The 21,102-nt window shown below is 43.0% G+C and carries 17 protein-coding genes; 7 read left to right on the forward strand and 10 right to left on the reverse strand.

All coding sequences use genetic code 11. The annotated features are described in order from the left end of the window. The first annotated feature begins 561 nt into the window (after positions 1–561). Positions 562–2,241, forward strand: a complete 1,680-nt coding sequence (locus HEQ19_18125; protein ID WYM01122.1) for a DUF1565 domain-containing protein — start codon at positions 562–564, stop codon at positions 2,239–2,241. A gap of 188 nt (positions 2,242–2,429) precedes the next feature. On the opposite strand, the gene HEQ19_18130 is transcribed toward HEQ19_18125, so the two are convergent. Together HEQ19_18130 and radA are read right to left on the reverse strand one after the other, a co-directional pair. Further along, entirely contained in the window at positions 2,430–3,179 is a 750-nt protein-coding gene (locus HEQ19_18130; GenBank protein WYM01123.1) for a Uma2 family endonuclease, read from the reverse strand. A 137-nt stretch (positions 3,180–3,316) separates the two neighbouring features. After that, entirely contained in the window at positions 3,317–4,843 is a 1,527-nt protein-coding gene (gene radA / locus HEQ19_18135; protein WYM01124.1) for a DNA repair protein RadA, read from the reverse strand. Positions 4,844–5,013: 170 nt separating this feature from the next. Here radA and HEQ19_18140 point away from each other — a divergent pair, with 170 nt between their 5' ends. The 4 genes from HEQ19_18140 (at position 5,014) to HEQ19_18155 (ending at position 8,853) form a co-directional block, all read left to right on the forward strand. Next, the gene (locus tag HEQ19_18140; GenBank protein WYM01125.1) at positions 5,014–5,745 is read left to right on the forward strand and encodes a response regulator transcription factor; all 732 of its coding nucleotides are present in this window, start codon (positions 5,014–5,016) and stop codon (positions 5,743–5,745) included. 429 nt (positions 5,746–6,174) lie between these two features. Continuing rightward, positions 6,175–6,813, forward strand: a complete 639-nt coding sequence (locus tag HEQ19_18145) for a cofactor assembly of complex C subunit B (GenBank protein ID WYM01126.1) — start codon at positions 6,175–6,177, stop codon at positions 6,811–6,813. Positions 6,814–6,833: 20 nt separating this feature from the next. After that, on the forward strand, positions 6,834–7,346 hold the full coding sequence (locus HEQ19_18150) for a DUF456 family protein (GenBank protein ID WYM01127.1): 513 nt from the start codon (positions 6,834–6,836) through the stop codon (positions 7,344–7,346). A gap of 766 nt (positions 7,347–8,112) precedes the next feature. After that, the gene (locus HEQ19_18155) at positions 8,113–8,853 is read left to right on the forward strand and encodes a PEP-CTERM sorting domain-containing protein (protein WYM01128.1); all 741 of its coding nucleotides are present in this window, start codon (positions 8,113–8,115) and stop codon (positions 8,851–8,853) included. Positions 8,854–9,304: 451 nt separating this feature from the next. Here HEQ19_18155 and HEQ19_18160 read toward each other — a convergent pair whose 3' ends face one another. The 8 genes from HEQ19_18160 to HEQ19_18195 form a co-directional block, all read right to left on the reverse strand. Then, complete coding sequence (locus HEQ19_18160) at positions 9,305–9,973, reverse strand: HEAT repeat domain-containing protein (protein WYM01129.1); 669 nt, start codon at positions 9,971–9,973, stop codon at positions 9,305–9,307. 110 nt (positions 9,974–10,083) lie between these two features. Further along, positions 10,084–10,548: a CBS domain-containing protein gene (locus HEQ19_18165; protein WYM01130.1), complete on the reverse strand. Its 465-nt coding sequence runs from the start codon at positions 10,546–10,548 to the stop codon at positions 10,084–10,086. A gap of 343 nt (positions 10,549–10,891) precedes the next feature. Beyond that, on the reverse strand, positions 10,892–11,320 hold the full coding sequence (gene mutT / locus HEQ19_18170) for an 8-oxo-dGTP diphosphatase MutT (GenBank protein ID WYM01131.1): 429 nt from the start codon (positions 11,318–11,320) through the stop codon (positions 10,892–10,894). A gap of 101 nt (positions 11,321–11,421) precedes the next feature. Beyond that, positions 11,422–11,787: a DUF760 domain-containing protein gene (locus HEQ19_18175; protein ID WYM01132.1), complete on the reverse strand. Its 366-nt coding sequence runs from the start codon at positions 11,785–11,787 to the stop codon at positions 11,422–11,424. A gap of 243 nt (positions 11,788–12,030) precedes the next feature. Beyond that, entirely contained in the window at positions 12,031–12,987 is a 957-nt protein-coding gene (locus HEQ19_18180) for an RNA polymerase sigma factor, RpoD/SigA family (GenBank protein ID WYM01133.1), read from the reverse strand. A gap of 653 nt (positions 12,988–13,640) precedes the next feature. Further along, the gene (locus HEQ19_18185; protein ID WYM03489.1) at positions 13,641–14,948 is read right to left on the reverse strand and encodes an NF041680 family putative transposase; all 1,308 of its coding nucleotides are present in this window, start codon (positions 14,946–14,948) and stop codon (positions 13,641–13,643) included. Positions 14,949–15,341: 393 nt separating this feature from the next. Beyond that, positions 15,342–18,611, reverse strand: coding sequence for a carbamoyl-phosphate synthase large subunit (gene carB, locus HEQ19_18190; GenBank protein WYM01134.1), 3,270 nt, complete (start codon positions 18,609–18,611; stop codon positions 15,342–15,344). 516 nt (positions 18,612–19,127) lie between these two features. Further along, positions 19,128–19,682, reverse strand: coding sequence for a Dps family protein (locus tag HEQ19_18195; protein WYM01135.1), 555 nt, complete (start codon positions 19,680–19,682; stop codon positions 19,128–19,130). A 457-nt stretch (positions 19,683–20,139) separates the two neighbouring features. Between HEQ19_18195 and HEQ19_18200 the strand changes: the two genes are divergently transcribed. Together HEQ19_18200 and HEQ19_18205 are read left to right on the forward strand one after the other, a co-directional pair. Next, complete coding sequence (locus HEQ19_18200) at positions 20,140–20,376, forward strand: Asr1405/Asl0597 family protein (GenBank protein WYM01136.1); 237 nt, start codon at positions 20,140–20,142, stop codon at positions 20,374–20,376. Between the two features lie 52 nt (positions 20,377–20,428). Further along, on the forward strand, positions 20,429–21,043 hold the full coding sequence (locus HEQ19_18205; protein WYM01137.1) for a (2Fe-2S) ferredoxin domain-containing protein: 615 nt from the start codon (positions 20,429–20,431) through the stop codon (positions 21,041–21,043). Positions 21,044–21,102: the final 59 nt, after the last annotated feature.

Here is a 21,102-nt window from a genome sequence, read left to right on the forward strand (position 1 = left end):
ACACATCAAATATGCAGATCTGAATTTGCTCCAAGTCTTGTATGTTTAGGTTTTGTCGGATAGACCTCTGTAATAAACGAGGTAAATCTATTACATGTGTGTTACTTAATAACCTCTTTTTCTCTGAGTTATTACATAAGTATATATTCTGATGACATTTAAAAATAGTTTTCCATTATACTTTTATCGAAAATAAACTTAGGGGAATTATCTTCAACAAGGTCATATATTTTACTTAGCTAAAAATATATTTAGTAAACTCGGCATATAAGGTAAGGCAATACCCTTGGTTTTCACGGTATTTTGTGTGATTCAGAATCCCCGTAATTTCTCCAAAACTGGGGTTTTGACTTTGTGCTGATACGCTTGGTGATCAGCACATCAAATATATTTAGCAAAACCAACAAATTTGTTCTCAAATGTGGGATTTATTGCGGAACATCGCTGATAATGTGTTTGTCTTCGGGTATAGTTTGGCAAAGGTTTGACAGGTATACATAGCTGCTACCGTCAACTCTGCTCAACGAACCGTCATTCAGTAGATCATCACAGACATAAAAAATGAAATATCGGGGTTTTGACATTTTTTCAGGCAAAAATCTTCGCCTTCTTTCTCGCAGTCACATAGGATCTACTTTACCGTTGCAAGCTGGACTAACTGCTTTGTTAGTTCTTGCTGGTGGTGGGTCGATGTTAGTCTCTGGTGCGGTAAATGCTGGTGCTGCTCCCACGCTCACCGCCCAAGTTCCCGCAACTGGAACCGTGATTTACGTTAACCCAGCCACAGGTGGAGATACGGCTACGGCTGGTGTAACTGAAGCAGCGCCCTACAAAACCATTACCTTCGCCCTGAGCAAAGCGCAACCAGGTACAATAATTCAATTAGCACCTGGTAGCTATAATAAAGATACTGGTGAAACCTTCCCACTCTTGCTCAAACAAGGTGTAACCTTGCGAGGCGAGGAATCGAACCAAGGTCAGGGGATATTGATTACAGGTGGCGGCTTCTACACTAGTCGCTTCTTTGCCAGACAGGATATTACAATTTTGGCTGATAACGGAACTACTATTACAGGTGTCACCGTCACCAACCCAAATTCACGAGGTACGGGTGTTTGGGTGGAATCTTCTAACCCCATTATCAAAAACAATACTTTTAGCAACAGTTTAAGAGAGGGCGTTTTTGTCACTGGTACAGGAAATCCCAAAATTGAAGGTAACATCTTTGTGCAAAACAAAGGTAACGGGGTTTCAGTGACTAGATCCGCCCAAGGAGAGATTCGGAATAACTTGTTTCAAGATACAGGTTTTGGTCTGGCGATTGGTGGGACATCCACACCTCTAATCATCGAAAATCAGATAGTGCAAAACCAAGACGGTCTGTTTATCTCCGAAACAGCTAAACCTGTATTACGTAAGAATGTAATTCAGAACAATAAGCGGGATGGCGTCGTCGCTACTATTGATGCAGCCCCTGACCTCGGTACCAATGAAAGTCCTGGTGGTAATCTCATTCGTGGTAACACTCGTTATGACGTAAATAATGCCACGAAAACTCAAAAAATTCTGGCTGTTGGTAACGATATTGATAAAAAACGCATTTTTGGTGCGGTAGACTTTGTAGCTGCAACAGTTCAACCACCACCAGGTGGTCCTGTCGCCTTCAAAGATGTGCCTACAGGTTATTGGGCTAAAGCCTATATCGAAGCGTTAGCTTCTAACAATATTATTGCCGGCTTTCCTGATGGTTCTTTTAAACCCAATGAACCAGTTACCCGCGCCCAATTCGCTACCATCATCAACAAAGCTTTAACACCCGCAGCGAAACGCGCAGCGATTGAATTTAAGGATGTAAAAAGCAATTTTTGGGCTTACGCTGCTATTCAATCAGCTTACAAAGGTCAATTTGTTTCTGGCTATCCTGATGGTACTTTTAAACCACAGCAGCAAATTCCACGAGTGCAGGCTTTAGTCGCTTTAGCTAACGGTTTAGGACTAACTGCTGACAATCAAAATGTCCTTTCTTTTTACACAGATGCTGGTCAAATTCCCAATTATGCGACGGCTTCAATAGCTGCAGCAACTGCGCGACAAATAGTCATCAATTATCCCACAGTTAAGCAACTTAATCCTAATGGTCAAGCTACAAGGGCAGAAGTTGCAGCCTTTGTTTACCAAGCATTGGTAAATGCTGGACGTGCGCCAGCAATTGCTTCACCCTATTTGGTGAAAGTTCCTTAAATTGTTTGTGAACAATTAGCTCCCCGACTTATTCAAGAAGTCGGGGTTCTGGAAAGGGTGAATTATTTTGCGTGATGTCTAATAATTAATCAATTATCCAAATCTTTTTTCTCAAAAAAATTTTGAGTTTTGAATTACAGGTAGGGTGAGTATTGCCCACCAGATCCGGGTTTTGGTGGGCAATGCTACTATATTGGTTCAATCCCCGCAGCTCGTAATTGTGCTGCTAGTCGTTCCGCACGTTGGCGTTCTTGTTCCGCACGTTGGCGTTCTTGTTCCGCACGTTGGCGTTCTTGTTCAACTAATTCTGCACCCCACAGTAACAGTTGTTCGTCTTGGTCCCACCAGCGTAACCAATTCCCTGGACGGTTCTCACGAATACCTTGCCATACTCCAAGGTAAAGATTCATTTCCCCTATCCAGTAGCGCTGATTTTCGTTAGGCTCTTGCAAAATATACTGCCCTGTGCTATCTAAACAATACATCTCTATAGTCCCACTATGAGGTTCAAAGATGGCGTAGTTTGGCACTTTCAAAATACGCTCGTAAAAAAACCATTTACCAGGAGGGTAGCTTGGTTTGATGGAATATTCTGTCCCATCGGTATCAGAAATAAATTCCATCACCACTACGGGAATATCTCCTTGTAGTTGGGGGGTGTAACTGCGGATGATTTCCTCTCTATCAACTTTGATTTTAGCCACGTATGCCCAATCAGGCGCTTTTATAACAATTTTGCCATTTAAGGTGGCGCAGATGCCGTAATTTGTTGATGTCAGGGCGTTGGCTGGGATTTTGTCGGCTAGTTGTAGGCTTTCTGTTAGTGCTGCTGCTAGGGCTGGTTGGTTAATATTATCCACTGGATCATCTGGTAGTACGTAATCATCGGGTAGTTTTTCCCAAGTGATTTGGTATTGCTGGGTGAGGGTGGCTGTCATGGTGGGTTTTCCTTTTGATTATATGAATTTATGTCACGCAAAGGCATAGGCGTAGGGTGCTTCAGACCTAAAATATTGAAAGCAAATTATTTGTGTGCTTCTCCTAGCACCCTACAAAGAGTCAGGGATATGGAAGTTTATTCTTCTTCATCGGGTGCTAAATCCGCATCTGTTAAAGTTTGGTGCGGAATGGCGGCAATAATTGCATCTATTACTTTAGAAACTGGTAAAATCTCGATATTCAGGTCGGGGAATTTTGTCCCTTTAGGAACGATCGCTCTTTTAAATCCTAGTTTGGCTGCTTCTTTTAACCTGAGTTCCATTTGGGAAACCGATCGCACTTGTCCCCCTAACCCTACTTCCCCGATTAATACTGTACCTGGATCGACAATGCGATCGCGGAAACTGGCTACTATAGCAATAGCTATTCCTAAATCTACCGCTGGTTCTTCTACATTTAACCCACCGGCTGAAGCGACATAGGAATCTAATTTTGACATGGGTATCCCCACCCGCTTTTCTAATACGGCGAGAATTTGCACTAGGCGGTTATAGTCTATACCAGTTCCTGCACGTCGCGGGGAAGGATAACTAGTGGGACTGACCAAAGCTTGTAATTCGACAACTATCGGGCGCGTTCCTTCACAAGCTACGACAATGGCGGTACCAGGGGCTGGATCATCACGATTCCCTAAAAATAGCTCTGAGGGATTAGGTACTTCCCGCAGTCCGTGGGAAACCATTTCAAATATACCAATTTCGTGGGTTGCCCCGAAACGGTTTTTGACTGTTCTTAATAATCGATGGGATGCAAAGCGATCGCCTTCAAAATACAATACGGTATCTACTAAATGTTCTAAGACTTTCGGACCTGCGATCGCTCCTTCTTTGGTGACGTGTCCCACAATTAACATGGTAATATCTTCGTGTTTCGCCACTTTCATCAATGCTGCAGTGCATTCCCTTACCTGGGCTACAGAACCCGGTGCGGAGGTGAGAGCGGGAAAAAATACGGTTTGAATACTGTCAATAACTGCAACATTTGGTCTGAGGGAATCTATTTCCCGTAAAATTTCTTCTAAATCTGTTTCTGGTAATATATATAGATCGGCATTTGTATTCTCAGGGTTTACCGAACCATCTGAATCTGTAGCTACTGTATTACTCTCGTCACCAACCACACTCACGGTTTTCGATACTCCCAAGCGAGTGGCTCTTAATTTTACCTGTTGTCCTGATTCTTCTCCAGTGATGTAAAGGATACGGTACCTCTGCGCTAGTTGATTTGATACTTGTAGCAGCAAAGTAGATTTACCAATTCCGGGATCACCGCCAATTAGCACCATCGAACCAGGGACAACCCCGCCTCCCAACACCCGATCTAATTCTCCATAACCAGATTCCCAGCGTGTAATTTGGCGATCGCTAATTTGGTCAAATGTCAAGGAGGCTCGTGGTTTAGCCGGTTTGGCAGGAGATTTGCCATTATTTAGCGTATTTTGCCAATTACCGACACCCCCACGACCTGGTATATCTACTGTATATGGGCTGGCGTTTTGCTCTACTAAAGAGTCAAAGGTGTCACAATTTGAACACTTTCCAAACCATTGGGAGAATTCTGCTCCACAATTGCTACAAATAAAAACGGTTTTTGACTTTGCCATTCTTAAAATTACTTCAATAATCTTAATTATTCCTTAATTTTTGGAAAAAAGTGAAATCCAATCATGGTAATAGTTGCAGCTTTTTCCAAATCAATTCATGGAATGATATCTTAATATTATGGTATTAAAAATTAATCATGAAAAATTTTAGTTAAGGAGCATTGAGAAACTTGGAAAATCATAAAGAAAAGATCCTGGTGGTAGATGACGAAGCCAGCATTCGCCGGATTTTGGAAACGCGCCTGTCGATGATTGGCTACGATGTTGTCACCGCTGGCGACGGTGAAGAAGCTTTAGACACATTTCGTAAAGCTGAACCTGACCTAGTGGTTTTGGATGTCATGATGCCAAAGCTAGATGGCTACGGTGTATGTCAAGAATTACGAAAGGAATCAGATGTCCCAATTATTATGCTAACAGCCTTGGGGGATGTAGCTGATCGCATCACCGGATTAGAATTGGGAGCTGATGATTATGTAGTTAAACCATTTTCCCCCAAAGAGCTAGAAGCACGCATTCGCTCAGTGCTACGACGAGTTGACAAAACTGGTGCTTCTGGTATACCCAGTTCTGGGGTGATCCATGTCGGTAATATCAAAATCGATACCAATAAACGTCAAGTTTACAAAGGCGATGAGCGCATTCGCTTGACAGGTATGGAGTTTAGTTTACTAGAATTATTAGTCAGTCGTTCAGGAGAAGCCTTTTCCCGCTCAGAAATTTTGCAAGAAGTCTGGGGTTACACACCAGAGCGTCATGTTGATACCCGCGTAGTAGATGTGCATATATCCCGATTACGCGCCAAGCTAGAAGATGACCCCAGTAACCCAGAATTGATTCTCACAGCCCGTGGTACTGGTTATCTGTTTCAGAGGATTATTGAACCTGGAGAAGAGTTATAACTTTCTTCAACTCATAACTCATCAGAGTCTTCACTTCGTGACGCTCTGCGCGTTCGCGCCGTGGAAACCCCTGCATTCATGCATGGGGGTAAGGCGCAGGCGATTTTAATCGCTGTCCCCCTTTCGGGGCTGGATAAGCAGAGGAGTAGTACTTATCCATTTCCCTGTATGCCGGGAATTGCCTTGCTACTCCAGTAATGTTAGCTTAGACAATGTTAGAGGTCGGTAACTATCCAAACGACACTGGTTTAACCCCGTTAAGCCTGTTTAATCGTTCAGTTCTAGAGCAGGGAACTAGCTACGCATTCCCTGGTAGGTCTTTAACTCTCGCCTCTAACGTAGTACCGTTAGGGTACTGAGTCTGGTCAGATTAGGGCTTTTTCAAGCCCACGCCTAAAGGCGTGGGGTTTCTGACAACTATTCACAAGCATGGCTAAACCTGATCCTAATCTAGTTTTACGGCGTCTACCCCTTGTTGTCGGTGGATTAGGCGCTGTGCTTTTGCTAGCTAACCGTTTGTTAACACCGCAACTGACCGAATCCCAAGCACGTGGAGATGTGCTGGGTGTGATTTTGAGTGCGGTGTTGATCTTAACAGGATTAATTTGGCAACAGGTACAGCCGCGATCGCCTGAAGTTGTAAAACTGATGGGAGAAGAAGGTTTTGAGCTAGCAGCAGATTTACCAGAAGCCGTGAAAACAGAACTAGCCTGGGCATCTCATTTATTATTGACTAATACAGTCACGCGATCGCTCGTTGTTTATTATGAAGGTAAAGTTTTGTTGCGTCGCGGTATTCTGGCTAATAAATCTGAAGTTATACCAGGCCCCATCATCAAGCGAGTACTGGAAACACAAAAAGCAATTTATTTAGTCGCTTTAAAAGTGTATCCCGGAAAAATTGAATTTGATTATCTACCAGAAAACACTCAAGGCGTCATTTGTCAACCCATTGGCGACAAAGGAGTCCTGATTTTAGCAGCCAATGCTCCTCGCAGCTACACCAAACAAGATGAAAACTGGATTGCTGGAATAGCCGATAAATTAGCTGTTACTCTTCAAGAGTGAAGAGTTAGGAGTTAGCAGTTATGCAAATTATCTATTGGCTACTAGTTGCGCTAATGGTAGTGGGTATCATCGGTGCTGTGGTTCCTGCTATTCCCGGAACCAGTTTAATTTTGATAGCAATTATTATCTGGGGAATGGTCAGTAGTTCCTTTGTGGCTATCAAACTACCACTCATTGTAACAGTTATCGTCTTGCTGCTGAGTATCGGAGTGGATTTCTTAGCCGGGTATTTGGGAGCAAAACAAGCAGGAGCCAGCAAATGGGGACAAATTGGTGCCTTTGTTGGTTTAATACTGGGTTTTTTGGGATTATTACCAGCTTTACCTTTTGGCGGTCCGCTGCTAGGAATTTTACTAGGGCCGCTTTTAGGAGCGATTATCGGCGAATACCTTTACCGACGCCAATTAGGGACCGCGATTAAGGCTGGTATCGGAATTGTGGTAGGTACATTAATTGGTAATTTGATTCAGGGGTTGTTAGCGATCGCCGCAGTTATAGTTTTTCTGGTAACAACTTGGCCGCAGGTATATTGATTTGTTCGTAATTGCACTTCTGCTACGAGAATCCGCTGATCAAGATCGCTCAAACTACAAACTCCACCCCCTTATGGTAACAGCGCTTGTCCTACGCGTAGCGTCTAAACCATTGATTTGGGTGGAGTTTTGTATGTTTAATTGACTTGACTTAGTTGCTAAGTAAGTAGGCAGAAATAAACCAAACTATGTTAAGAAAAGTAAACAAGCCTGAAACTCTTACCGATGACCAATGACAAAGGACAAATGACGAGCCTCGACCGTACGGTTTATTTGCGCCGACCTACTTAGAGATACTGAGACCTTTCCCCAATCAAACCGGATTGCTACGCAAATACATTCATCGAAAACACTGTTTGCTACGACAAACTGAGATATATCAGGGTTTTCGTGAATTGTTATTACTCTATTTTTCTAAAAAATGGTTGAGTAAATTTCCATAAAAATCTGCATAGTTCGTGTATATTTACTCAAATGAATTACTTGGATTTCAATTTATTACCAACGATTTCCATAAACTGAAACGATAAACATACCAAGAAAAGTTATGTGTAAAATTAAAACTTTATGAAGACACTTAAGCAATTGAAGATGTGATGAAGATACTTAAGTGAATATTGCATAATCCCGTTATATGTGATTTTATGGAAATAACAAATAAATCACAGGGATTTCACTAGTCCTGACAGTATTTCCCAGAAAATACTGATACCAGAAATCAAGCAATTCCTGTTCTTCACCTTATTATTAGGAGCCTCAAATAATCATGATTAATTTGACATCTAAATTACTAACAATTGCTTTAGCTGCTACCGCTGCAATCCCCTTAGCTACTGCTGCATTGTTTACTTCTGCAGGTTCTGCTCAAGCTGCTGGACTCACAGGTGAATTCAGTTTTAACGGTGGTTTGACGACTCCATCTAGCGTCAGCTTAGTGACATTGAAAAAAGATTCACTAACATTCACTCCTGATAGCATTATTAAAGGTTTGACAGATGCAAAGAGTACCCCAGTCGCTGTTACCGCTCAGACCGGAAGTTTCTTAGGTTTCAATTCAGCCAGTATTCGAGATATCATCTCATTCACAAACAACACTGTACAAAATCCATTTCTAGACTTTGGAAACCTCGCCTTTCCTGGTGTAATTAACAGTGGAGAAAATACTAGCTCTCTCAGCGATAACAAGAATACTTTTACTTTGACATCTTCCAAATATAATCTAGCACAAAGTGGTAAAAACCTGGGTATAGACGTTGAACTTTCTGGATACTTTACCAGCATTACTGGGGAGATAACTGAGGCATTCGGAAACTTAACTTTCCAAAAGAATAATACTACTGTTGCTCAGGCAAATCAAATTCTCAATAGTGGTAGCTCATTGGCGAATTTGACCTTTTCTGGTGCTACCTTCACCACTTCCGTTCCTGAGCCAGCTACAGTACTAGGTTTAGGGTTAGTTGGCGCTGGTATGGTTATATCTCGTCGTCGCAAAAACGTAGCTCAATAGACCTAAAAATAATTACTAATTCGTAATTCGTAATTCATCCTTGATCGCAAGACTATACCTCTATAGATAGTCCACACACTCCCTTTCAGGTGAGTGTGGGCTTCTGTGCGACTCTTCTATGAAGACATTGACTGAGCTTTAAGACTGTGCTAACCACGGTTCTTTGGTTAAGCCAAACAATTAGCTTTTATTTTAATAGGCTGCTTTTCAGCATTTAATTGGATTACACCTACTGGTTAAAATTATAACAAGTATTTTGAAAAAAAAAAGAAGAAAGTGTTCATTCCTCACCGACCAACATTGCTGATTTCGCTATGCTCAATTTCGCTCGTTGGTCAATTCGTCACTCACGCGCCATTCATCCCACGCTCATTCGAGTGAGCGTGGGGCTTCTGTCGGGAAAGCTAAAAGTAACCTCAATTTATCCGATAGGTCGAATTTTGTTGTAATCTCAGACTACAGCTGATTGCAAAAATTTCTTTGCTTCAGATGCGATCGCCTCTACTTCATCATTAGCCAGTTCCTCTAATAAAGATTTAACATCGGCACTACCCAAACGAATCAAAGCTTGCACAACTCTGTAGCGGATTTGCCAATCTGGATTAGTAGCATAGGGTGCCAATAGAGGAATAGCTTGTAGATTTCCCAAATCTCCCAAGGAACTAATAGCAGCAGTTTGGATTAATTCATTCTCTGAAGACAGTGCTTGTTTGAGTAGTTCAAAGCCTCGTGGATCGCCCAACTCTCCTAAAGTGGCGATAATACTGAATTTTACCACCCATTCGGGGCTTTGATCGTAAAGCTGCTGCAAATCCTCAAAAGCTGCGTGTAATTTCAAAGCGCCTAAACAGTCTGCAGCAGCTGCTTGTACATCAGGTTCAGGGTCTTTGAGTAAATCACGCAATAGATTTAAAGATAAGTCTAAGTCCTGTGTACCTAGCGTATCTATCTGACTCACAGCTGAATATCGCACGCGGGAATTGGAATCGGTAATCGCACTTTGAATTAGTTCAAAGCCAATCGCAGGTTCTAATAGACGAATTTGATTAACAGCTCGCAAGCGATCGCCTAAATCCGCCGAACTGAGCAATTGCTTAACAGACTCAGGAGTAATACTCATTTTTTTATCCTAAATTTTCAAAGCTGGTCAACAGTCAAGAATCAAGAGTCAAGAGTCAAGAGTCAAAAGTCAAGAATCAAGAATCAAGAATCAAGAGTCAAAAGTCTTGACTAATCTTGACTAGCCGCCATTGCCCGAATAATATCACCACGGGTGAGAATACCAATTACTTGACCCGCGCTGTCAAGTACTGGTAAACGATGAACACTGCGATCGTGCATAATTTGGGCTGCTTCCTTTAAAGTTTTCTCTGGGTAAATACTGATGGGATTTTTACTCATTACTTCCCCAACAGTTTGTCCCAGTGCTTTATGCAGATCCCGTTCATAATCACCGGGATTTTGTAAATAGATGACGCTATCAAGAAACATAATATACGCCGGCGGAGTTACTCCTGTTTCTTGCCACATCAGGTCAGTTTCGGAGATAATGCCCACTAACTTACCGACATCATTCACAACAGGTAGCCCGCTGATGCGTCGTTCTGCCAGAATTTGAATAGCTTCTTTCAGTGGAGTCTCAGCCCGGACGACAATTGGATCACGACTCATCACATCGGCAACAGTTTTAGGCATTTGCTTACTTACTTACTTACTAACATTTTTTGTTAAAGCCTCTGCGATTATTGTAGAAAATAGCGAGTCTTCAGCTAACACAGTTCATACATTGTTACGCTATTGGGGATTGGGGATTGGGGATTGGGGATTGGGGATTGGGGATTGGGGATTGGATTAATTTACTCTTGACTCCTTACTCCTTACTCCTTACTCCTTACTCCTTACTCCTTACTCCTTACTCCTTACTCCTTACTCCTTACTCATTACTCCTTACTCATTACTCCTTACTCCTTACTCCTTACTCCTTACTCCTTACTCATTACTCCTGACTCCTTACTCCTTACTCCTTACTCCTTACTCATTACTCCTCACTCCTAACTCCTCGCTCTCTCAAAGCGGCGATAATTTGAAAATTTGCCTGGGGAAAAGTAAACTGATCGAGATCAGTCAAGCCTACCCAGCGAATTTCATCGCATTCTATGGGTTGAGGAACGCCTGTAAGATGACGGCAGTGATGTGCTGTGAGGGTAACTCGTAAATGGGTGTAAGTGTGGTCAATAGTGATCAGATGTTCTCCCACTTCAATCTCTATTCCCAATTCTTCGGAAATTTCCCGTCGAATACATTCTTCAACCGTTTCACCAGGCTCGACTTTACCGCCAGGAAATTCCCACAAACCACCCATTGCTCCTCCCGCACGTCGGCGATCAATTAAAATTTGCTGTTGGTCGTTCCAAATTATTGCAACACCAATGATTTTATGGGGTGGGGGAGAAGTAGGTTGACTCATCGTTCCTGGGGAAATGGGGGAGAATGACAAATGACAAAACTCGGCAGTCTAACTTGATTTCTGCCGAGTTTGTATTGTATTGTGAATGAAACACTTTGAGTTTATTGATCCAGGGTAAAATCCCCAATATTATCGCTGTTGTTAGGTTCAGTTCCTTGCAAAGCTATTTCAAAGTCCATTCTCTGTTCGGCGTTCCGCAAAAAATAACCACTAATCATCGCTGAGGCGAGAAGGCGACCGAGATTTTCTCGGTTGGTAGTGACGGTAACGCCAAAGTGTTCTGAAGGCAGATTTCCCAAGAGTCCCACAATATTACGTTCCATTACCTGAAAAACTTCTGGTGAAGTGGGTTTGGATAATTGGGTAACAGTTTCTGGACTTAAAGATTTAACATATTGCCAGAGAAAATTGCTGGTTTCGGATTCGCTATTGAAGAATTCAGAGACTCGATTGGATGGGTTACTCACGTTTTGCCTCCTAGATGACTAGTATTCGCTAGAGTACTTGCGATTTTAAGAATAAAGACTTCTGTTTTATTTTGCTGGCTATACACTGTTCTTGCCATCCAATCTAACAAAATATTATTCGGGAGGAAGTCGGTGTAACCGTACCAACCGCAGCGGATTTTATCACCTGTTGGTCAAAAGTCATTTGTCATTTGTCCTTTGTTAAAGACTAATGACAAAGGACAAATGACAAATGACAAAGTACTAACTCGCGAAGTATTCATCCATGTTGGCTTTAGACTTGCGAAGTTTGATTAAGGCTTCCCGTTCGATTTGGCGTACTCGCTCGCGGCTGATGTTGAGGATTTCGCCTATTCTTGCTAGAGTCAGAGCTTGCCCATCTATTAAGCCAAAACGCAGGGTGATGACTTCCTTTTGTTGTGGGGTGAGTTCCTCCATCAGGCGATTTAAGTCATAGGATAGGGAAGATTGCATGACAAAATCTTCCGGAGTTGCTCCTGGATCTTCTAACATTTCGCCGAGTTCGGTATCGTAATTATCCCCCAACCGCAAATCTAGAGATAGGGGCAGACGGGCTTTTTCTAGGTAATCTCGCACCTGCTTGGGCGTCAATTCTAATTCATCAGCTAGTTCCGTGGCTGTCGGCGCTCGTCCCAGTTTTTGAGATAATTGGCGCTGTGCTTTTTTGATTTTATTCAATTTTTCGGTGATGTGGATAGGCAAGCGGATGGTGCGAGCTTTTTCGGCGATCGCACGGGTGATGGCTTGACGAATCCACCAGTAGGCATAGGTCGAAAACCTGTAGCCTTTTGTGGGGTCAAATTTTTCCACGCCCCTTTGCATCCCAATGCTGCCTTCTTGGATTAAGTCTAGTAAATCCACATTCCGCTTAATATATTTTTTCGCTACGGATACCACCAGCCGCAAATTGGCTTCTACCATCTTGCGTTTGGCAATTTCTCCATCAGCGATCGCCTCGTTTAATTCAGCGGATTCTAACTGTGTCGCTTTTGCCCATTCTTCTAAGGTCGGTTGACGCCCTAATTCGGTGGACAGGTACTGCCTCACATCGTGCAAACCGGTTGCACGTTGCACCTGTTTGCCATAAAAAATCTCCTCCTCGTGGGTTAAGAGTGGCACACGGCCAATCTCACGCAGGTAAGTCCGCACGAGGTCTGTTGCTGTCTGAGCGGTCTTCATGGCGCTACTCATTGGTAATGATGGACTTGACAGTATGGTCATTAACTGATGTGTGCTTTGCGAGGGGCTACCCAGTCTAACTGGGAACCCTTACTATGGTTTGCAATTTGCGCCACCGAGAAACTCGGCTGCTTATACTAATCAAATTAGGTTCTTAACTGCTAGAGGTTACAGTTATTTCACCCGATTTACAAGTATCCATAGTTAGATAAAAGGTATCGAGTAGAACATTTTATGTACTTTGCGATTATTAACGATTGTAACATTTCTGAGAAAAATCGTGACATGTGACAGCCAAAAATTTCGAGGCTGTGGCAGTGTCAACAATTCCCCTAATATCTATCCTAAAGACTATATCTAGGAAGCGATCGCATTTATGTAGGTATATCAGCCAATAAATTGCTTATATTTCTTAAAATAAATCAATGCTAACTATAATGATTTTCCTATAACAATTACTTAATTTTTCCAGTATCTCTGGGGTGTCGGTTCTATGTCTATGGGTATAGAAGGATGGGGGGAGATGAGAAAGTCAAAAGAGGCAGGGGAGGCAGGGGAGGCAGGGGAACTGGAGTTTAGACTAAGCTATGCAAAACGACCCAGCAGGGCTGAGTTAATCAGAGACTTAGCGAAATTATGAATAATCTTTAGTATTAAACCGCAACTGATGGCTCTTTACGTGGTCGTGTTACGGTTTTTTTTACAATCGGGCATCGGTTTTTACGGTGGCGCTTTTTTCCTGCTTCCCAACCAGGGGACTTTCCGCGAGGTTTGGGTGGAAGGGCTGGAGTACCAATCACCGCAAAAACTCCACCCATAGCTTGAGCGACTCGTCCAGGAGTCAAATTATCGAGTGACTTCTGCCAAGGTAAAGGATTATCAGTCACGATATCACGGGCTAACCACAATTCCCAAGTCATTAGAGGCATTAGGTCACTCCAGCGCTCACACTGCTTAGGAGTACTTAACTTGGGCGCAGTCCAATGTAAGCGTTGTTTCAAAAAACGATACCAGTGGTCAACGGTAAAGCGACGCAAGTAAAGACACCAAACTTCCTCTAGTGGTGGCATTTCTTCTCCAACCCAAGCTAACCACAAAGGTTTGGACACTCGTTCATTGCCTTGTGCGTCGAGACGTTCAACCCTAATGAGTAACATCGGACGCGCTGCCGCTTTACGAAAATGTAAATTCTTCCAGAGGCTAACCCTTACTCGTTGTAGTTTCGGATCATCCAATTCTAAAACAGATTCTGCATCACTCCATGTCGTGGATTCATTAAGTTTGAATTTAGACCCGTGTTTCTTGGGACGTCCCTTACCCGAATAAGCTTCAGGCTCACCCCATAAACAAAGATTTGAGCGCAATCGTACCAAAATATCTGCGGGAATACTGGCAGTTTTTAAGACAAAAGGCGCACACCCATATTCACTATCCCAAACTGAAATCGCTCTGGTGGGTAAATATTTACACACCTGTTTTAGTTGCCAAATCGCTTTTGAGATTGGACTTTCCCCACTTGTGATCCGTTCATGTCTCAAAGGTAATGCCCAACTACCGGAATCCTCTGGTATCCAAGCAATTGTACTGTATCCTTGACCAATGGTAATCGGTTTATTTCCTGCTATGGATGTGCCACTATGCTCATAAGTTCTCTCTTGCAGTGTTACGGCATCCGGACGCGACCAGTTAGTATGATCTCCAGCCAAAAGTGGACGCCCCTCTACTGGCATTTGTTTGATGTATAACTGCATTAATTTCTGTCGCTGCGGTCGGCTATCTTGTAGCGCCTCATAGATACTTGACCACTTGCGTCTAAATACTGGTGATAAAGATAAGTCGGCTAAGGAGTAAACATTCCGGGTCAGCAATATGGCATCTGTTAATTCAAATGTCGCGTCTTTGGCTCTACCTAAATGTTTGTAAGCTAATTGACGAAACTCTTCAAGTCTGGCACGTTTCATATTGGCAGGTGAGTAATGGTAGTTCGTTATCTCAGCTTCTGCCTTCATGGGGACTGTGTTCAATCAGACTCCCCTTTTTTTCTTGATCATTCCCCATCTAATCTCCAGCGTGTTGATAATGATAATCATTATTGTTTTATTTTTTAAACATGCATACTACATAATTATTAAAGATTGCGGATGCTTTGAGGCTGACTTCTCGAATATTTTTAACCGCTAATTCCATTTGGTTTGCGTTCTATCATATCGCTTTTAGTCTAAACTCCAGAGGGGAAGCAGGGGAGGCAAAACTCTTCCCCTACCTCCATTTCTCCCCCTGCGCCCCCTGCTTGCCTCAACCAAGAAATTCCAAAACCTACGCAGTATTGGTCCCCAATCCCCAATCCCCAATCCCTATAGCATCGGACAGTAATCTTGGATGACTTTTACGTCCAAGGTGGTAGTTTGCAGGGAATGGATGGCGGCGACGGTGGCTTTGGCACCGGCGATAGTGGTGATGATGGGAATTTTGTAGGCTAAGGCTGTGCGGCGGATTAATCTAGCGTCAGTCTGAGCTTCTTCCCCAGAAGGTGTGTTGATAATTAGTTGGATTTTCTGGTTTTTGATGGCGTCTAGGACGTGGGGACGACCTTCATGGAGTTTGAGGACTAATTCAATATCTAAGCCATTTTCTTGCAGGAATTGGCGTGTACCAAGTGTAGCCATGACTGTGAAGCCTAAATCAATAAATTCCTTGACGACGCTGACCGCTGCGGCTTTGTCGCGATCGCTCATGGAGACAAATACGGTTCCCTTGAGGGGTAAACGCTCCCCAGCACCGATTTCGGCTTTAGCAAAGGCGCGGCCAAAGTCGGTGTCTATCCCCATAACTTCGCCTGTGGAGCGCATTTCTGGACCGAGTATGGTATCTGTACCAGGAAATTTATTAAATGGCAAGACTGCTTCTTTAACTGCTATGTGAGCGGGGATGACTTCCTGGGTGAAGTTTAACTCCTCTAAAGTTTTACCTGACATAATTAAGGATGCCAGTTTCGCTAGCTGCACACCAGTAGCCTTAGAAACAAAGGGCACTGTCCGGGAGGCGCGGGGGTTGGCTTCGAGGATGTAAACTTGGGGAGAATAGCTACTGGCGCCGACAACAGCAAACTGAATGTTCATTAGCCCGATAACTGAAAGCTCTTGGGCTAACTGTACTGTCCAGGTGCGAATTTGATTGAGAATTGCTGGTGACAGAGAAATAGAAGGTAAAGAACAAGCGGAGTCTCCAGAGTGTATCCCTGCTTGTTCGATGTGTTCCATAATACCGCCAATCACTACTCGCCCCGTATGATCGGCGATCGCGTCTACATCGACTTCAATCGCATTTTCCAAAAATTTATCAATCAAAATTGGGTGTTCTGGTTCCACCTGTACCGCAAAAGTCATGTAGCGTTCTAAATCTTTATCGGAATAGACGATTTCCATCGCCCGTCCCCCCAATACATAACTGGGACGCACTACCACTGGATAACCAATGCGTTTGGCGACAATCAATGCATCTTCGTAACTCCGCGCAATCCCATTAGCCGGTTGAGCAATATTCAACTTGTGAAGTATCTTTTCAAACCGCTCTCGGTTTTCTGCCATGTCGATAGAATCTGGTGATGTACCCCAGATTTTTGTGGTGGGATGAGTTTTCTCCCCATCCATAGCAGTGAGATATTGCTGGAGGGGAACAGAGAGTTTCAGTGGTGTTTGTCCGCCAAACTGGACAATAACTCCTACAGGATTTTCGGCTTCGATGATATTGAGTACATCTTCTTTGGTTAACGGTTCAAAGTAAAGGCGATCGCTGGTGTCGTAATCTGTAGAAACTGTCTCTGGGTTAGAATTGACCATAATCGTCTCATACCCCGCCGTTTTCAGCGCATAGGCGGCGTGACAACAACAATAGTCAAACTCAATTCCCTGTCCGATGCGGTTAGGACCACCACCTAAAATCATCACCTTTGGTTTAGTGGTGGGTAAAACTTCGGTTTCTGATTCATAGGTGGAGTAATAATAAGGGGTAAACGCCTCAAACTCAGCGGCGCAGGTATCGACGGTTTTGTAAACTGGTATTACTCCTAATTGTTTACGGTAGACCCTGACTTCATCTTCGGTGCTTTTGGTGGCAAAGGCAATTTGGCGATCGCTAAATCCATGCCGCTTTACAGCATACATTTTCTCTTTTGTCAATTGATTTAGGGCTGTCCGTTTGAGGAATTTCTCCACCTCTAGCAGTTGTTGCAATTTATTGAGGAACCAGGGGTCAATGGCGGTGAGTTCGTAGATTTCCTCATTACTAATCCCTAACTGCATCGCATGGCGCACAACGAAGATGCGTTCAGGATTGGGTGTCCGCAGTTGGGCGCGGATTTGTTCACCACTGGGCAATTTTTCGGCTTGGTCACAACCCCAGCCGGCGCGTCCTGTTTCTAAAGAACGCAGCGCCTTTTGGAAGGATTCGTTAAAGGTCCGGCCAATGGCCATTGCTTCGCCGACTGACTTCATTTGTGTAGTCAGCACTGGTTCGGAACCAGGGAATTTTTCAAAGGCGAAGCGGGGAATTTTTGTCACTACATAGTCAATTGTCGGCTCAAAGGATGCTGGGGTTTTTTTGGTAATATCATTTTTGATTTCATCCAAGGTGTAACCCACAGCCAGTTTTGCAGCCATCTTCGCAATGGGGAAACCTGTGGCTTTAGAAGATAAAGCGGAACTGCGAGAAACACGGGGGTTCATTTCAATGACCACCACATCCCCGTTGACGGGATTCACGGCAAACTGGATATTAGAACCACCAGTTTCTACGCCGATTTCGCGGATAATTTTAATTGCCATATCCCGCAACCGCTGATATTCTTTGTCGGTCAGGGTTTGAGCGGGAGCAACGGTAATCGAGTCGCCGGTATGGATGCCCATCGGGTCAAGGTTTTCGATAGAGCAAATAATTACTACATTATCTGCCAAATCGCGCATCACTTCCAACTCATATTCTTTCCAGCCGAGTAGGGACTGGTCAATGAGAATTTGGGACACAGGACTGGCGTCTATACCTACCTGCGCCATTTCTTCAAATTCTTCTTGGTTGTAGGCTATACCACCACCAGTACCACCCATTGTGAACGCAGGGCGAATAATTAGGGGATAGGTACCGATTTGGCGGGCGATCGCTTTTGCTTCTTCTAAAGTTGAGGCTGTACCACTGGGACAAACATTCACCCCAATCTTGGCCATTGCTTCGTTAAACAGTTTTCTGTCTTCAGCTTTTTCTATCGCTGGGAGTTTGGCGCCAATTAACTCCACATTATATTTATCTAAGGCGCCACTTTTTGCTAAAGCCACAGCCAGGTTGAGGGCGGTTTGTCCTCCCATTGTCGGGAGTAGGGCGTCGGGACGTTCTTTGGCGATGACTTTTTCAACCAGTTCCGGTGTCAGCGGCTCAATATAGGTGCGATCGGCTGTTTCCGGGTCGGTCATAATTGTCGCCGGGTTGGAGTTAACCAGCACTACTTCATAGCCTTCTTCTCGCAACGCTTTACAGGCTTGGGTGCCAGAGTAATCAAACTCACAGGCTTGTCCGATTACAATTGGACCTGAGCCTAATAGTAGAATCTTCCGGAGGTCTTGGCGGCGGGGCATAGTCGTGGCCTTGGAGTACGAGAATACAAATCCAGATTATTTTAAGATTCTTTTCCCCCGCTCATGTCGTTTATTAGCAAGTTTTACAGGTTTGGTGACACAGACGAGCAAAAGCGGCTCTGAGGATGGGGGGAAAGTTTCTCCCATTTTCCCTCTTTTTTGTGTGAAAAATTCTCTGTAATTTTTGAGAAAAATTGAGAAATATTTTGAATAGTTGGATATTTTTTTGTGGGAAGTGAAATTTTTTTCAAAAAATTACCTATTTTATACAAGCAGACATGACCCATATTTAAGTTTTAATGGACAGATTTAAATAAAAAATAAATGAAAATATTTTTTGATTAGCTAATTGCTCATAATTTTCATTATTGAAATTGGGTAATCATATATACTTGTCATAAAAAATGCAGAAAGGTGTATTATTACCTTTCTGCCCTGTTTTATATTCTTTTGAGAATTGGAGATGCCAAATTTTCTTCAGTAGTTTATGGCAAACTTATCTAAATTATGTGAGTGTTAGTTTTGAGCAGGTTGCACAAAACCTAAAGTTAAGCTATCTTTGGCTAGGAAGTGAGCTAAATGATAAGCCCGCTCCTCAGTTTTTAACAGAATTTTTTCGTACAAATAGCGTGTAGCTCTGTCGCCTAAACTCTCTGCCTGAGCGGCTTGGCGGCGGATTACACCAATAACGGCTTGTTCGGCAGCCAAGTCATTTTCTAGCATCTGACGAGCAGAATATACGCCATCAGCTTCAGATTCAAAACAGGTTAATTCTGCCAATTTAGCAAAACTAGCTACTGGTACACCGCCCAAACCATCCAAACGCTCACCAATTTCATGGATGTGTCCTTGTACTTCTTCGTAGCTTTCGCTAAAAAACTCATGTAGTGAGTAAAATTCTGCACCTTCAACTACAAAATGATGTTTTTGGTACTGCAAGTACAGTGCTTGAAAACTAGCTAGTACAACGTTAAATCCTTCCGTTACTGGCGCGGTTACACTGTGATCTAACAATACAGGATTGTCGTAAACATGACCGAAATTACGTAACGCAGTTTGTGTTTGTGACATGATTCTCCTCGCTTTTTAGCAGTTATTATTTTTAACTGCTTAGTTTCTACATATTAACATTTTCAAAATAAAAACAAGTCTGAGCCACATCACAGACTATGGATTTTTTCTGCTTAAAAGCTCAGATTTAACTCCTCTTGAGCATGATTGACCACCTGTCAGAGATTATATAGTGATAATTACTCTTGACATACTTAATCAAATATGATGACACCCATAGGCTAAATAGCGCGAGGTGTAACCCCTATGCTTGTCTATTCCTCCTCCCCTTGCTGTTGGGATATTCTGGCAAAAATTTGAAATTTTTTTGCAAAATTATTGAGAATAGTTGGCACTTAAGCTATCCTGGTTAAAAAGGCTAAACTCTCAAAAATTAAAAATCTCAGAGAATTGGTATTCATCGTAGTTACTGCAAGTTTGTTGCACTTTGAGGGCAAATCACTTGAAACCGTCAGAAATGCAAAAATCGCATATTGTAGAGATTAATTGGGCAGACCGTTGGCAAGTCTATCAACGCTTGCAAGACCTAAATATTCCTTGTTGGTGTGAAACTAACCAGCCATTGAGAGTTGAGATTTGCCATCCAATCGCGGCTATTCAGCTTTGGAGTGTGATACGACAATTTACAGCTTCGCGTCAAGACTTAATTCAGAATCTTAAGTATTGTTGGCAACATCGCTACCAACAGTTTTAATTGACAGATCCTACCCCGCTGTTTCATTTTGAGTAACAAATAAGTGAAAATTATGAGTGAATTACAGAATAAAGAAGTAGCAGAATTCTGCCTTGAGGGACGGTTTCTCGATTTTGTGATTAAAGACGGCTATAAGCTCAAAGGCTTGCTGTTAGCCACTGCTGAAGGTGAATGTTACGTTAAACTCGCTAAAGATTTACGGATAGCTTTTGACTGGCGCTTACCAAAAGGCACATGGCTGCAAGTGGTGGGAACAAAAAAATATGACCGGAAAAAAGATGAAGTTAAATTAGTCGCCGAACGTGTAATGGCGGCTACGGGAGACTGGGACAGAGGATCTACAAACTTGATCACTCCAGCACAGGAACTTTCACCAATTAATAACGTCATAGTACAGTCAGCTAAAACTAAAGCTACGATTTTAGTTTGTCAAAAGTCTGATTGCATGAACCGTGGAGGTAAAACACTTTGTCAGGCCTTGGAGGCCACATTGAGCGATCGCGGTTTAGAAGACCAAGTAACTATCAAAGGTACTGGTTGTATGAAAAACTGTAAAGCAGGCCCTAACTTAGTAATGCCAGATAAAACCCGTTATAACCGGATTCAAGCAGCACAAGTCCCTGCACTCATAGATAAATATTTTGATCAGCCAGATAAATGCAGCTAAATGGTGATACCTGCAGCCAATTTAGGTATCAAAACCTAGTTGAATTTTTACTTTTTAAT

The organism is Gloeotrichia echinulata CP02 (genome assembly GCA_038087035.1).
Classification (GTDB): domain Bacteria; phylum Cyanobacteriota; class Cyanobacteriia; order Cyanobacteriales; family Nostocaceae; genus Gloeotrichia; species Gloeotrichia echinulata.

Coding starts and splice junctions, on each gene's coding strand:
- HEQ19_18125 (WYM01122.1), top strand. CDS start 562: ATGAAATATCGGGGTTTTGACATTTTTTCAGGCAAAAATCTTCGCCTT.
- HEQ19_18130 (WYM01123.1), bottom strand. CDS start 3,179: ATGACAGCCACCCTCACCCAGCAATACCAAATCACTTGGGAAAAACTA.
- radA (WYM01124.1), bottom strand. CDS start 4,843: ATGGCAAAGTCAAAAACCGTTTTTATTTGTAGCAATTGTGGAGCAGAA.
- HEQ19_18145 (WYM01126.1), top strand. CDS start 6,175: ATGGCTAAACCTGATCCTAATCTAGTTTTACGGCGTCTACCCCTTGTT.
- HEQ19_18150 (WYM01127.1), top strand. CDS start 6,834: ATGCAAATTATCTATTGGCTACTAGTTGCGCTAATGGTAGTGGGTATC.
- HEQ19_18155 (WYM01128.1), top strand. CDS start 8,113: ATGATTAATTTGACATCTAAATTACTAACAATTGCTTTAGCTGCTACC.
- HEQ19_18160 (WYM01129.1), bottom strand. CDS start 9,973: ATGAGTATTACTCCTGAGTCTGTTAAGCAATTGCTCAGTTCGGCGGAT.
- HEQ19_18165 (WYM01130.1), bottom strand. CDS start 10,548: ATGCCTAAAACTGTTGCCGATGTGATGAGTCGTGATCCAATTGTCGTC.
- mutT (WYM01131.1), bottom strand. CDS start 11,320: ATGAGTCAACCTACTTCTCCCCCACCCCATAAAATCATTGGTGTTGCA.
- HEQ19_18180 (WYM01133.1), bottom strand. CDS start 12,987: ATGAAGACCGCTCAGACAGCAACAGACCTCGTGCGGACTTACCTGCGT.
- HEQ19_18185 (WYM03489.1), bottom strand. CDS start 14,948: ATGAAACGTGCCAGACTTGAAGAGTTTCGTCAATTAGCTTACAAACAT.
- carB (WYM01134.1), bottom strand. CDS start 18,611: ATGCCCCGCCGCCAAGACCTCCGGAAGATTCTACTATTAGGCTCAGGT.
- HEQ19_18195 (WYM01135.1), bottom strand. CDS start 19,682: ATGTCACAAACACAAACTGCGTTACGTAATTTCGGTCATGTTTACGAC.
- HEQ19_18200 (WYM01136.1), top strand. CDS start 20,140: ATGCAAAAATCGCATATTGTAGAGATTAATTGGGCAGACCGTTGGCAA.
- HEQ19_18205 (WYM01137.1), top strand. CDS start 20,429: ATGAGTGAATTACAGAATAAAGAAGTAGCAGAATTCTGCCTTGAGGGA.